9 protein-coding genes and 1 pseudogene are annotated in these 13,483 nt (G+C 60.2%); 2 read left to right on the forward strand and 8 right to left on the reverse strand.

The window, feature by feature from the left end; all coding sequences use genetic code 11:
* The 7 genes and pseudogenes from FV227_RS29880 to FV227_RS15520 all read right to left on the reverse strand — a co-directional run.
* Positions 1-117 (reverse strand): annotated as a pseudogene (locus FV227_RS29880) (amidase); the annotation flags it as partial.
* A 148-nt stretch (positions 118-265) separates the two neighbouring features.
* Complete coding sequence (locus FV227_RS15495; RefSeq protein ID WP_246686639.1) at positions 266-1,795, reverse strand: acyltransferase; 1,530 nt, start codon at positions 1,793-1,795, stop codon at positions 266-268.
* A 959-nt stretch (positions 1,796-2,754) separates the two neighbouring features.
* A complete protein-coding gene (locus tag FV227_RS15500) occupies positions 2,755-2,997 on the reverse strand; it encodes a hypothetical protein (RefSeq protein WP_147859391.1) in 243 nt (80 codons plus the stop codon).
* Positions 2,998-3,388: 391 nt separating this feature from the next.
* Positions 3,389-4,354 (reverse strand): serine hydrolase, encoded by a 966-nt coding sequence (locus FV227_RS15505; protein ID WP_210246723.1) that lies wholly within the window; start codon positions 4,352-4,354, stop codon positions 3,389-3,391.
* A 452-nt stretch (positions 4,355-4,806) separates the two neighbouring features.
* Positions 4,807-6,195, reverse strand: a complete 1,389-nt coding sequence (locus tag FV227_RS15510) for an MFS transporter (protein ID WP_147859393.1) — start codon at positions 6,193-6,195, stop codon at positions 4,807-4,809.
* An 83-nt stretch (positions 6,196-6,278) separates the two neighbouring features.
* A complete protein-coding gene (locus FV227_RS15515; protein WP_187274835.1) occupies positions 6,279-7,799 on the reverse strand; it encodes an aldehyde dehydrogenase in 1,521 nt (506 codons plus the stop codon).
* Positions 7,800-7,818: 19 nt separating this feature from the next.
* Positions 7,819-8,451 carry a GntR family transcriptional regulator gene (locus FV227_RS15520; RefSeq protein ID WP_147859395.1) on the reverse strand — a complete coding sequence of 211 codons (633 nt, stop codon included), beginning with the start codon at positions 8,449-8,451 and terminating at the stop codon, positions 7,819-7,821.
* A gap of 118 nt (positions 8,452-8,569) precedes the next feature.
* Here FV227_RS15520 and FV227_RS15525 point away from each other — a divergent pair, with 118 nt between their 5' ends.
* Positions 8,570-9,376 (forward strand): alpha/beta fold hydrolase, encoded by an 807-nt coding sequence (locus FV227_RS15525; protein ID WP_147859408.1) that lies wholly within the window; start codon positions 8,570-8,572, stop codon positions 9,374-9,376.
* A gap of 836 nt (positions 9,377-10,212) precedes the next feature.
* On the opposite strand, the gene FV227_RS15530 is transcribed toward FV227_RS15525, so the two are convergent.
* Positions 10,213-11,967 (reverse strand): patatin-like phospholipase family protein, encoded by a 1,755-nt coding sequence (locus FV227_RS15530; protein WP_147859396.1) that lies wholly within the window; start codon positions 11,965-11,967, stop codon positions 10,213-10,215.
* Between the two features lie 774 nt (positions 11,968-12,741).
* Here FV227_RS15530 and FV227_RS29075 point away from each other — a divergent pair.
* A complete protein-coding gene (locus tag FV227_RS29075) occupies positions 12,742-12,906 on the forward strand; it encodes a hypothetical protein (protein ID WP_187274831.1) in 165 nt (54 codons plus the stop codon).
* Positions 12,907-13,483 lie beyond the last annotated feature (577 nt).

The raw sequence follows: 13,483 nt of genomic DNA on the forward strand, positions 1-13,483 counted from the left end.
GGAATGGAGGGTGACCGTGTCCCCGGACGCGATCTCGAGCACCGGCGGCAGCGCGGCGTCGAAGTAGCCGAGCACCATCTTGTCGGGGGTGGCCGGGATCTCGTGATGCGTCGGCATGTGCGCTCCTCGGCTCGGATCACAGGTCGCGGCGTCGCGCTCGGCGCGGCGACGCGGCGGAACGCGGATGCAATCGACGAACCAGGGCCCGGCATCGCCACGACGCATGCCGGTCATCGCCCGCCGCCCCCGCCGACGTGGATCCCGATCACCACCCGGCTCGCGGGACGGCGAGCGCCGTCATCAGGCCGGTCTCGTTGACGAGCGCCGCGACCGCGTTCTCCCGGCTGCAGGAATCGGCAGTGATGCGCAGGCGATAGCCGATCCGCCGCTCGCTCATCGCTTCGAAGCCAGGCCGAGCCGCGAGGTCCCGGCGCAAGCGCCGCGGCTTGTCCAAGGCGGCGAGGCGCCCGCCGCAGAACAGGGCGAGATGCATGCTTCGGCTCGGCTGGTCCGGATCCAGCGCGTAGGCCCCGACCAGGAGCTCCGTTGGGGAGATGCGCTCCACCGTCTCGACGGCCGTTCGCAGGGTGGGGGGCAGGGCGAGGCCCCGCGCGGCGATGGCCGCCACGGCCGCCGCCCGCGACGTCCATGCCTGGGCGGGCAGGGCGGCGACCGCATCGCGGGCCCGGCTCTCGGCCCAGTCGTTGCGCGCCGTCTCGGTGCTGCCCCAGAGGGCGCAACCGGTGAACACGACGAGGAAGGCGGTCACGCCCCGCCTCAGCGCGACCGGACCCGCAGCGTCGATCCGGCCGCGAACGCGCCGATAGAACGCGACGTCGAGGGGCCCGAGGAGCGCGGCGGCCAGAAGCGAGCCCGCGAGGCAGACGCCGGCATAGGCAGGCCCCGACCAGTCCGGCGGGCAAGCCCAGCCCGCCAGCAGCAGCACCGGCGGATGCGCGAGGTAGAGCACGTAGCTCCAATCCCCCAGCGCGATCGTCCCCCGCGCCACCGGCCCCTCCCGGCGGACGGGCGGCGCCGTGACGGCGGCGCCCACGATCAGCACCGCGGCAACGCCACCGAGCCAGCGCGCGGCCGCCGTGTCGACGAAGACGCAGAGCACCAGGAAGGGCAGGGCGAGGAGCGCCGTCGCCGGACGCATCCAGCCCGACGCGATCAGCCGCGGCAGCAGCAGGCCGCCCGCAAAGGGCGCACAGGCCGCCGTGACCGGCACCAGGTAGAGCGGCGGCGGCATTAGGCTGCGGCTGTCGGGCGGCAGCAGCGGAAAGGCGACCGCCAGCAGGACGAGCCAGCCGGCGGCGAGGGGAACGAGGCGCCGCGCCTGCCCGGCCGAGGCCAGGAGGAACAGGCCGACATAGAACGACAGCTCCAGGGCGAGCGTCCACTCCACGTTGAGGGGCGAGCTTCGCGCGCCTCCGGGCGCGAGGGACAGGGCGAGCACGGACATGCCGCCGAACTGCAGGCCCAGCGCCGCGAACAGGCCGGCGGACAGCGCCACCACCCCGAAGTAAGTCGGGAAGATGCGGCTGACCCGATGCGCGAGGAAGACGAGCGGCGCATCGCGGGTGACGAGCCGGGCCATCAGGAAGCCCGACAGGGCGAAGAAGATCGCCACGCCCCAGACGCCCATCAGGGTGTCGAGGGTCGCGAACGGCCGTGCGGCGCCACGCAGCGCCTGGGCATACACGGCGACGTGGTGCACCAGGACGAGGCTCGCCGCGAACGCCCGCAGAAGCTGCAGGTTCGCCAGCGCCCCGCCGGGCCGCGCGATGCTCACGGCCGCCAGGGCGCCGCCTGCCGGCCCCGAATGCGTCGGGGCCGTGACGGCGGGAGGATGATGTCGGTCGAGACGAGTCTGCATCGCCGGCGCTTCGAACGGTGTTGCACGCTGAGCGTCGCAGCGCGGATGCCCGCCAGAAACAATCAGAAACATGGCCGATACAAGATGGCCGTGCCGTCTTTGGCCGGGCCTGCCGTTTGGGCTACAGTATAAGGATACCGGTATCGCTCGAACACTTTGCCCGGGTGGCGTACGAAGCCTCGCTCGGATCGCAGAACCCCAATCCCCCTCTTCGCCGGCCCGTAGCACCATGGCGCGATGCGCACCGAGCGCCGCGGACAGCGACGTGCGCCGTGACGCCTCGCCGATCGGTGGGACCGCGGCAACGGCGATCCCACGTCGTCATCCCCCCGCCTTCGACCCCGCGACAGCCCCGTTGCGCCGCGCAGCGGCATCGGCTAGGAAATCGGCACGGTCAGCACCCGTAGCTCAGCTGGATAGAGCGTTGCCCTCCGAAGGTGGAGGACCCGGCTCTCCGATGTGCTAAGTGCCTCCAGATGCTTCAATAACTTAGCGTGTCAACGTCCACATCTTCGCTGTGAAAAAGCCCGTCGCGGCGCAATTGGGCCACATCGGGGCGCTGAAGGTGCCTTCGATGAATGTCGCGGCGACGGCGCTCAAACGGCTGACGAGATGCGAGCTGAAACGCAGAGGCACAATGTCTGCCCAGCGAAGCCTCGACCATTTTTTCGATAGCCCTCCATTAGCGAGATTTCAGATCGAGCCCGATGTCACTCCAGCTTCCGAGGCTAGAGCACTTCAGTCTGAGCTTGACGACAACGCAGCATTCGGATCCTGCTAGCAGGACGAAGTCCTAGAAGATGAGGCGGAGCGGCTGGGGAATGCCTTCTGTGCTCCCCAGCTCACGGATCCAACCCTTGGCGAGCGAATCTCACTTAGAGGTTCAGAATGGACAGGGCTTTCACGATCCCATGTTCACTCAGGTCGAGATCGTGCTCCATGACCTCTTCTTCGGTTAGCTCCCGCAGAGTGTCTGCTTGCGCACCTTCACCCGCGGCTTCGGCCGCGACAAGCGCAGCATCCTGATCATCCTTGGCGACAACGATCACAGGGGCGGTCTTCGCCTCCTGCGCGCCGGGTGGTGTCACCGTCACCTGAACACCGAACGCCTTGTTCATTCTCGTGGACCTTTTCTCGTTCGCGCTTACGCCTGAAACCAAGCCCGAGCCCGGAACATGTTCTTCAAGGATCGGCGGTCCGCTACGTGAACGCATGCCGGTCATTCGTTGATCCAAGGCTCTGGTGGCATCATCCGAGAAAGCAGCGCCGGACTATGCGAGCTTACGTGCGTGCACCGTGCTCGAACGCTTCGGCACTTTGAAAGCTTATGCGAGAAGTCATTCGTTCGGAAGCAGAGATCGTTCAGAGCTGTGTCACTTTGCCTACGGTGAAGAGGCCATATACTACAAAATTTACTTCTTAGCCTTGGGGGCGTTATCTGGAGCCATAGAGTTTTCCTGCTGTTCCTTGGCGGTTAAAAAGGCTTATTGAGTAGGAAGAATCACAAATTTACCGAAGCGCACTGACTGCTGCTGCGAAGAAGTCGACATCCACAATCGGAGGTGCACCTGTCGGCTTTGACCGAGCGCTCCACATGGCGATCACGACATGCTCTTTCGGGTTTACGTAGACATATTGTCCGAAAATCCCGCGAGCCGTGAACGCGCTTTCATTCGGCGTTCCTGCAGGCGCCGCGAGTGGCCACCACATGAAGCCGTAATTGACCGTCTTCCCACTCAGCTCCTTTGGTGACCCGGCCTGATCGAACCAGCCCTCGGGAACGACGCTTTCGCCATCGATTACGCCCTTGTTCAGCACGAACTGGCCGAAGCGTGCGTAATCACGCAGGGTAGCGCTGAATCCGCTTCCTCCGACCTCCAAGCCGTTAGGAGACTCGACCCACCAAGTCGCATCCTGCTCCATGCCGAGCTTCGACCAGATTTTCTCCGACAAATAGACAGAAACGGGGCGCCCGACCGCGGCACGCACCAGGGCGCCTACCAGATGGGTCTCGCCGGTGCTGTAATTCCACGCCGCTCCCGGCTCGTGTGCGCGAGGCAGCCTGGCCATCATGGCCACGATCGTGCCTGGCTTCCCCTCGAGCTGTCGCTCCAGCATGTGCCGGCGGTCAGAGTTTGGGTCTGTGTAAGTCTCGTCCCACTTGGCGCCCGATGCCATCTGAAGAAGGTTTCGAACGCTTACGCCCTCGTAGGCGCCTCCCGCCAACTCCGGGAGGTATTGGGTAACCGGGTCATCAATGCTTTTGATGAAGCCATCTTTGATGGCTGCACCGACCAGGGTGGAGCTGATCGACTTCGCGACCGACATCGACATCCAGCGGGTCGCTTCGCTGTTACCCAACTCGTAATCCTCGTAGGCGACCTTTCCGTCCTTCAAAATCAGGAGGCCAGCCACACGATTGAGCGAGAGATAGTCAAAAAGGTCTACCGTCTTGCCGTTGGACTGGAACTTCACGTCGGTAATTGGCTTCGATGAAGTCTCGAGTGGTATAGCAGGCCCACCCCGATTCACCGTCCGAGTCGGGAATAGCCGATCGATGTTTCTGAAGGTGTTTGCCTGGACGTCAGGAGTGAGCCATCCATCGTAGACCTGCTGCACGGTGCCAATTGCGTTCGAACGACCGTCAGACGCGAACGCACTACCAGCCATGAGCACGCTGAGGCAGAAAAGTGCGGCTGTTCCGCTCTTCCAATTTGAACTCTGCATCGGCCACCCTTCCAGAATCTAAATTTCCAGTCACAGTCGGATATAAAGGCGTTGATTGCTCAACGAACATCTGTCGGCGTTGATAGTCAGTTCACATCATGAGTGAGTTTTTCAATTGGACGCTAATCGATGCCCCAGGACGTCGCGCAATCGACTGCCGCTCGCCGCGCGGCGTGGATCATCGCGATGATGCTCGACGCCTACGCGACACCCTGCCGAGCTGCGGCGGCGCTCTCGACGAGCCGATCCGACCCAAGGAGCGGTTCGACCTCTTCAAGGCTCTGCTGACGCGTCTCAACGCCGAGCGTCACGACTGTCACGATCTGAAGAACGAGCAAGCCGATCATCAGCGCCATGACTCCGCTGATCCCATAGGTCTCGAACAGTGAGATGACAATGAAGGGCGTGATGATCGTCGCGCCGCGCCCGAAGGTGTTGCAGATGCCGGAGGCCCGCAGCCGCACCTCCGTAGGGAAAAGTTCTGGGATGTAGATGCCGAACAGCAGCGCCACGAGCACGTAGATCGGCACGGTCAGGCAGAACCCAACCAGAGGCAGAAGCCATGGGTCGGTCGTCAACGGATATGCGATCCCAAATACGATCGCCGCGGCCGACGCTCCAACGATGGTCGTCTTCCGGCCCCACCTGTCGGCAGTCAGGGCACCGATGGCGCTTCCCACGGGTGCACCAAGCCCCATCAGCAGCGAATACCCATAAGAGGTCGCGACGCTGAGGCCCTGCTTGATGAAGAAGACCGGTAGCCACGTCACGAAGCCGTAGAGCAGCGTGTTGATGACGATGAGGCAAAGACAGCCGACAATCATCCGGCCGAGGAGTGGCGGCCTGAACAACGTCGCGAACGCGACCTTCGGCGCCGGGGCCGATAGGGGGGCAGGGGGCAGTAGCACGCCGCCGCGAGCCGCCTGGGTCTCGATCTGCTGCAGGAGGGTCTCCGCTTCGGCGTGACGCCCTACGACTTCCAGCCAGCGCGGTGACTCCGGCAGGCTCTTGCGCAGATACCAGACGCCCAGAGCTCCGAGGCCCCCGAGCACGAACATCGCGCGCCAGCCGAAGATCGGGATGACGAGATAACCCAGGAGCGAGGCGACTGGCAGACCGGTGACCACGAACACCGCCATCAGCCCGAGCCAGCGGCCCCGCGAGCGGGCCGGCACGAACTCGGTCATGGTCGAATAGCCAACAACGTTCTCAGCGCCGAGGCCGAGGCCCATGATGAATCGCAGCGCGATAAGCGTCGTCATATTCGGGGCGAAGGCAGCGGCAATAGCCGCGAGACCGAAGACGAGGAGATTTGCCTGGTAGGTGAACCGCCGTCCGTAGCGGTCCCCGAGGAAGCCCGTGAGAAACGAACCGCCCATCATCCCAACGAACGTCGCCGAGACGAAGAGAGCGTTTTCCGGCAGTGTCGAGAAGCCGCTTTTCAGCGTGGCGCCCAGGACTGTCGCTGCGATGTAGATGTCAAACCCGTCGAAGAACATCCCGATGCCGATCAGCCACATGATCCGATAATGGAACGGGCCGATCGGAAGCCGGTCGAGCCGGCCTCCCGCATTGACGGTCGAGGTCATGGCGTTTCCTCCGCATAAGGGATTAGCGCGGAGTGCACCCGTCTGACGCGGGTCTGTCGCCCTCCGTCCGTTTCTCGTGTTCGTCAGTTCAGGCGACGTTGGCCTGCGGTGTCGCGATACCAATCGAACGGGGTATCATGGGTCGCAACCATGATACTCTTGATGTTGAAGTGATCGTCAAAACTCTCGAGCCCGCATTCGCGGCCGAGCCCGCTGTCATCGACGCCGCCCCAGGGGGAGGCGGGATCAAGCCGGTGATGGTCGTTCACCCACACGATCCCCGCCTTCACCGCCGCAGCCACCCTATGGGCGCGGGCAACATCGCGGGTGCGGATCGCGGCAGCCAAGCCGAAGGGCGAGTCGTTGGCGAGGCGCAGGGCCTCGGCCTCGTCCTTGAAGGGCGTGACGCTGGTGAAGGGGCCGAAAACCTCCTCCTGGAAGATGCGCATATCGGAGCGGACGTCGGCGAAGACGGTGGGCTCCACGAAGTAGCCGTCCTCGCCGCCTACAACATGTGCCGCCTGCCCACCGGCAACAGCCCGGGCGCCCTCGTCGCGGCCGTATCCGGCATAGGCGAGCACCCGGTCGCGCTGCTTGCCCGAAATCACCGGCCCGAGTTGAGTGGCAGGATCGAAGGGATCGCCGATGCGGATGCTCTTCGCCTTCGCAGCCAACTTTTCCACGAATGCGTCGTAGATCGAGGCCTGGACGAGATGGCGACTTGCGCAGACACAAGTCTGGCCGGCGCCGATGAAGGCGCCGAACGCGGCGTAATTCACCGCCTGATCAAGGTCGAAGTCATCAAAGACCATCACTGGCGTCTTACCGCCGAGCTCCATCGTTTGATGCGCAAAGACTTTTGCGGCGGCACTACCTGCGATGCGACCTGCCTCGGTGCCACCGGTCAGAACGAGCTTGTTGATGTCGGGGTGCTCGGCGAGGTGCTTACCCGTAGTCGGCCCGAGACCGAGAACAATATTAAATACGCCCTTGGGAAGGCCCGCCTCACTGAAGATTTGGGCGAGCTTCAGAGTTGTCAGAGGAGTGTATTCGGAGGGCTTCACCACGGTGGTGCAGCCAGTTGCCAGCACGACCGCGAGAGACTTACACAGGATCATCAGTGGGTGGTTGAACGGCGTGCAGTTCGCTACCACCCCGATGGGCGTGCGGCGGGTGTAGTTCAGGTAGGACCCTTCCACCGGGATCACCGCGTCTCGCCGCGCGAGAGCAAGGCCGGCGGCGTAGCGGAAGAAGTCCGGCAAGCGCGAGAGCTGAGCGCGGGTCTCGTTGATCGGCCGGCCGTTATTCAGCGTCTCGAGTTTGAAGAGCGTGTCTAGGTTGGCCTCGAACGCATCCGCGAGGCGGTTAACCAGACGGGCTCGCGAGCGGACGTCCATACCGCCCCACTCTTTCGACTCGAAGGCGGCGCGGGCGCTGCGCATGGCGCGATCAACATCCGCTTGAGTCGAGTTCGGGATACGAGCGATTACCGCCCCCGTGGCGGGATTCTTCACATCGATGAGCGGACCGTCCCCAGCCTCGATCTCGCGCCCATCGACGAAGTTGCCCCGCGTCTCGACGGCGAGGTCCGGTCTTGTGATCATGTTCACGGGGTGATCTCCCTCAAAGGATGACAGCGCTGCGTTCGAGCGCCGGGATGATGCGGCGCTGGGCCTGGGCGACGTGCTCACGCACAAGACGCCGGGCTGTGCGGGCATCGCGCCGTTGGACGGCCTCGATGATCGCGACATGCTCCGCGATGAGTTGATTAGGTTCCCGTCCCTTGATGCCCGCAAGGCTGACCCGCACGAGCCGGTCGGCCTGCTCAATTAAGTCCCGCGCCGTGGCCGCCATGCGAGGACTTCCGGAGGCCTGGGCCAAAGCGGTGTGGAAGGCACGATTGTAGTCGATGAAGTCGGTGCCCTCATCGAGCGTGCGGTAGGCATCAAGCGCTTCCAGCGCTTCCGTCGTCCCGGACTCAGCGGCATCGCATGCGCAAGCCGGTTCGATCACAAGGCGAAACGCCAGCAGATCGCGGGCATCAGCAATCGAAATGCGATTGACCTGATATCCCTGACGGGCATGAACTGTGACTAGACGCTCGCGCTCGAGCCGCAGCAGCGCTTCACGCACCGGCTGGCGGCTCACCGCGTAGCGTTCCGCCAGCTCCTGCTCTCTAACCTCAACTCCCGGAGGCATACGGCAAGCCAAGATCTCAGCGCGGATGGCGTGATAGATGTTATCGCGGAGAAGCACGGTTCTGACCCGATCAAGTTGCCTTAAGATTGCATCTGTGAAATATCACGTCAACGAATTTTTCGGCTTGTCGGTCGGATGCAACGGCGGTCTGGCCAAGCGGAAGGGGACGATAAGGATGCGGATTGCGCTCGCGGGCGGACGGATTTCGGCGCAGGAATTGGGGGCAGGGGAGCCGCTCGTTCTATTCCACTCGCTCCTTGCCGACGCGGCGAGCTTTGACCGGATCGCTGAGCCTTTGGCGGAGCGGTTCCGCGTGATCGTCACAGACCTGCCTGGCTTTGGCGCGTCGGAGTCAGTGTCCGGCGGCCTTGAAGCTGTAGCTGACCGCATGGCCGAAGCGTTGCGGGATCTCGGCAGGCGACCAACCGTGCTCGGAAACGGCTTCGGTGGGTTCGTGGCCTTGCAAATGGCAATTCGCCATCCCGGCCTAGTCAGCCGCCTCGTGCTGGCCGATTGCGGCGCATGCTTCTCCGAGCAGGGGCGTCAGGCGTTCCGGAACATGGCCGCCATCTCTCGCGAGAAGGGTCTCAGCGCCTTGAGCGAGACCGCGATGCGCCGACTTTTCGCACCCGAATTTCAGCAGGCAAATCCCGTTCTGATGCAGGAGCGTCTCGCCGCCTTCTTGCGGACCGACCCGACGGTGTTCCGTGCCGCATGCGACGCCCTGGCGGAGCTCGACCTCCGGCCGGACCTCAGGGCGGTCGACGTGCCTGTGCTGGTGCTCGTAGGCGAGCAGGATGAGGCTACGCCACCGCCCATGTCTCGAGAGTTGGCAGCCGGGCTGCCGGATGCTCGCCTCACGATCCTGTCGGGCTGCGCACACGTGCCCCAATTGCAGGAGCCGCAGCGATTCCTGCGCGAGTTGGCTACATTCTTGGACGAGGAAATCGCCGCTGCCGACTTCTTTCCAACGGGCGGATGAGGGGCTGGACGCACGCTCGGCCAGCATCCGATACAGCTGGGCTATAGTCTATCACGACATGCGTGTCGTTGATCTGGCTAAACAGCCCATCGTCGTTTCAACGCGCGTAAGTGCAGAACGTCCTGCTGCGTGGAGGTATGTCCTTCGGGATCCTGAGCCACACAGTGCGGCCGCGCAGCACGTTGACGATCGCGCTTTAAATCTCTCTCATCGTGCAGACCAGCGGGCTACCGAACGGCGCAGATTCCAGGACCAGCGCGCGATCACCGCTCATTTTAACTCGCCAGGTCGGTTTTGTAGCGCAAGCTCTCACGCTATGCTGTCGATGAGCGGTTGGGGACCACCTGTCACTTCTAGATCAAGCTTCAACACCCCTCTAGACCCGCTACCATTCCGGCTGCTTACACCACAACCAGATGTTATTGGACGGACTCAAAGGTATACGCGAGCTCTGAGAAGTCTTCGCGTTAACCCTGAGTCATCGCGTTTCGTTATCGCAAAGGCGCAATCCCACCCTTGGCGGATTGAACAAAATCCCTGGCACAGAAAGCTCAGAGTTTTGCAACTGCATCACGTTCTACGATTTTCTCTGCAAGCACGTTATTCCTATTATTTTGAAATACCTAACTAGATGCGCTTAATTTTAACTTTTCATCAGTTATGGCACGGAGATTAGCCCTTCGACGATCAGAGGTGCTTTGAGCCATCTTTAACACTGGACTAAAAATCCTGTGTGCCGACGCCTCTACATCACTTGAAACGCGCTTAGTCTTATCTTTTACAATGGCCTGTTTTGTTCCAGACCTGAGAATTGTGACTGCCATGGAACGAAGCTCCTACAGTGCTACTACTGCGTGTTTCAGATTGCTCTCGATCAAGTATGCGACCTCATCGGTAAACGCCTGCAGTTCGCTACAAGTTTCATCTAGCAGGTCGCTGCCATCGATGGCAACGATCATCGATGGGCTACCAGAGCCCGCTCTCGATGGGCTGGATATGGGGATGGAGAATGACCATGCCATATCTTTCCATATAAGCCGACGACGCAGGTCATTCTCAGGACCCGGGAGACAAAGATCGGAGGCAAATGGAACAATCTGAAAAAACGGTGTATTTTCTTTCCATGCATATCCCGAAAACGAGCCTTCTACAGGAATAATAATTCCTTCGTCAGCGTCCTCTTCGAATCCTGCGCAGTATCTAAGGCGTAGGGTTTTATTGTATTGATCGTCAGGAACGGCGATAGACGCCCTGATACGAGAGCCTCCTTTCTTTTCTTTAATCATAGTAGGATATTTGTGATACCTGCTGATGACAAGTTTGCGAGCAGCAGAAGCTGCTGCAGTGAGAATGCGCGGATTATCTATAATCCTACTAATAATTCTTGCATCAGAGGCCTTTTTCGCCTCCCTTACAATTTTGAACATGCCTATTCTGGGGGTGTCAAAATCAAGCACACTGTTTCCTGGCTCGAGAGCCACGACTTCGAGACGCCCGATTGCTCGCTTGTTGAGAAGTCCAGCGCCAAATGCTGCAGTGCTAATTGCAGCACCCATCCAACCCGCCCTACTGATTTTTTTCCTGTTGCTCCCGTCGCTTTCAATAATTTCGACGGCCACGGTGATTGCAAATGGGTCCACTGCGCGCTCAGCATCGAAGGGCCAAGCCGGTAGGTTCGAGACCAAGCCCCCATCAAAAAATTGATGAGGTTCATTTTTCGAGCTGAGTGGCAGCTCCCATAATTCAAATATGATTGGTAGGCATATGGAAGCAGTCACAGCGTCAGCAACAGATACATCTGGCGTCTCCTCATAAGAAAACATCCTAAGTTGACGATCGGTGAGATCGGTCGCAACTATTTTCAGTGGCAAGCCGCCAGATTGGTGTAGATCTGCGAATGTTACTCGATTTTCCTGCGTGCATCTGCCGAGTTTAATTTTTAGTGCACTATCCATAATGTCTCTAAAATACGTTGCAGACACCAACCCGCTTAATAGAGACCACGTAAAGCAGGAGGCGATAACTAACCATATTGAAACGACTACAACAACGGTGCTGGCGTTTTCATTTGCTGACGCGATTAAGGAAGAAAATATTAATGCTCCCAGAACTATTAGCCACTGTTTTGGAGATAGCTTCCTAAAAGCCTTTAGAATACGTCGAATTGCTGAAATTTTTATCCAGCCTCCAGGACCAAAGAAGTCTTTGGCACTTTCAACAGGAACTTTGTGATTTCGCAGCCAAGTGATGAGATCCGTTTGCTTTTTCGGATCAACCATCTCATCCGCAGTAAAACCAGCAGCCTTCAGAGCGGCAACGATGGCGCCTGCTGACGTCCCAGCGATACCCATGATCTTAACTTTGGGATGCTCCAGTGATTTCACTGCTCCCACGTGGACTAATCCTTTGGCCCCGCCTCCTTCTAAAGCCAAATAGACGCGCTGAACGCTGAAACTACCTTCGTCTATTGATGCCAATTCGATATCGAATTGATTTACGCTAGCCGGGCTCGATACGATTAACTTTCTTACAAGTCGCCCTAGAAGAAAAAACAAGGTTAAGATAAATAGCTTTTTAATAAATAATTTCATACTTCCCGCTCGCGTGAATTAATCAGTAGGATCTATCTCATTTGTCTCACGGGGTATGATCGACAGTTTTAGCGTTTGCAAGTTCGGCATGACGGTTCGCACCCGAAGTGCGAAACGGCGATGGACGAAGCTAGGAGAGTGGATGACTGAAATGAGAGTGCTTCACCGGTCACACACCAGATCGACGTTCTCCAACACGGACAAGCTGTCACACTCTTCACCAAGCGTTCCTGCATAGGAAAGCGGCGCCCGACCTGGGCGCTGATGCGGGTTCCCACCGAGCGCGTCGCGCTGGACGTGATTCTCAGCCGCGCGCCGCGCGACTGTTCAGGGTGGATGGTGGAGGTCTACGATGCGGATGGGCGGCATGTTGCATCTATGAATTTTTACGAAGTGCTAGGTAATCACCGACCGGGACGCCGCTAAGGTCCCGAGTTTGATTGCGGAAGGCTGTATCGGCGCCACCTGCGCCGACGTTGTCTTTCGATAGACAGCGAGCATGAAGAACATACTTACAGCCCTCATCCTGACCACGGCAGCCGACCAGGGAGCCCCACCGACCAAGTGCGCCAAGAACCCCGGACCGCACATTATAAAGGCCACACAGTTCAGCTGCCAGAACGTCGCCGTCTACGACGGCCTCACCCTTAGATCACCAACACCGCCCATCCCGGCGATCAGTGCGAGGGCTGGGAGCAGTTCCGCGCCCGCTCGGACCCCAGCAACCCACGGAGCACCGGCAGCCTCTGCATCAAGCTCTCTAAGGGAACGAGTGTGAAGGTCGAGAAGCGCTACGGCTGCTACGAGTGCGTGCGCTTCAAGGGGATGCCCATCGCCAACAAGCCATGGGAGGACGAGTGCTTCTCGGCTGTCGGCGTTAGCTCCTTCGCCAACGTAACCGTGCCAGGCATCGACATCTACCGCGACTGGGCCTGGTAAGAGCGAGGCCAGGTCCGTTCAGGCCTAGGCCAGGCCTACGATCCATCAGGCTTACAGGCCATGTCCCGGATGAGACATCCATGTCCTACCGCTGTCACGACGATGTCCATCCGGGAGCCAATGCGAACTATCGACCGATGAGACATTCTTAGGGGCAAATGTCTCACCGATGTCACCTGGATGTCCCCTCGTTGTCCCATTCAAATCCAATGCGAACTCGTTTTGTGGAAAATGTCTCATCCGATGAGACATGCGATCGAGCGATCGAAAAGAACCCCTCAAGAGACCCAGCGAGAGATCGTCTAAGGCGCTCAGATCGTGCAAATCGCATGAGAGCGTCACAGAGAGCTTTCAGCGCATAAGAGCGTCAGAGAGACGTCGCACAGAGAGGATCGCGCCCTGCAAGCAACGTCAGGCGACGCAGGATAGATCCAATATACGACGGTGCGTCCGATGTAAGTGGCGCTTCAGGAGAAATGAAATCTCCTCTCACATACAAAATAGTAATGCGAATTTGGTGGCTTAAGTTGGTCGAACCGGGTCGGTGCGATCATCCTTGTGGCTCGGCATCCTTAGG

Origin of the sequence: Methylobacterium sp. WL119 (assembly GCF_008039875.1) — a bacterium.
GTDB lineage: Bacteria > Pseudomonadota > Alphaproteobacteria > Rhizobiales > Beijerinckiaceae > Methylobacterium.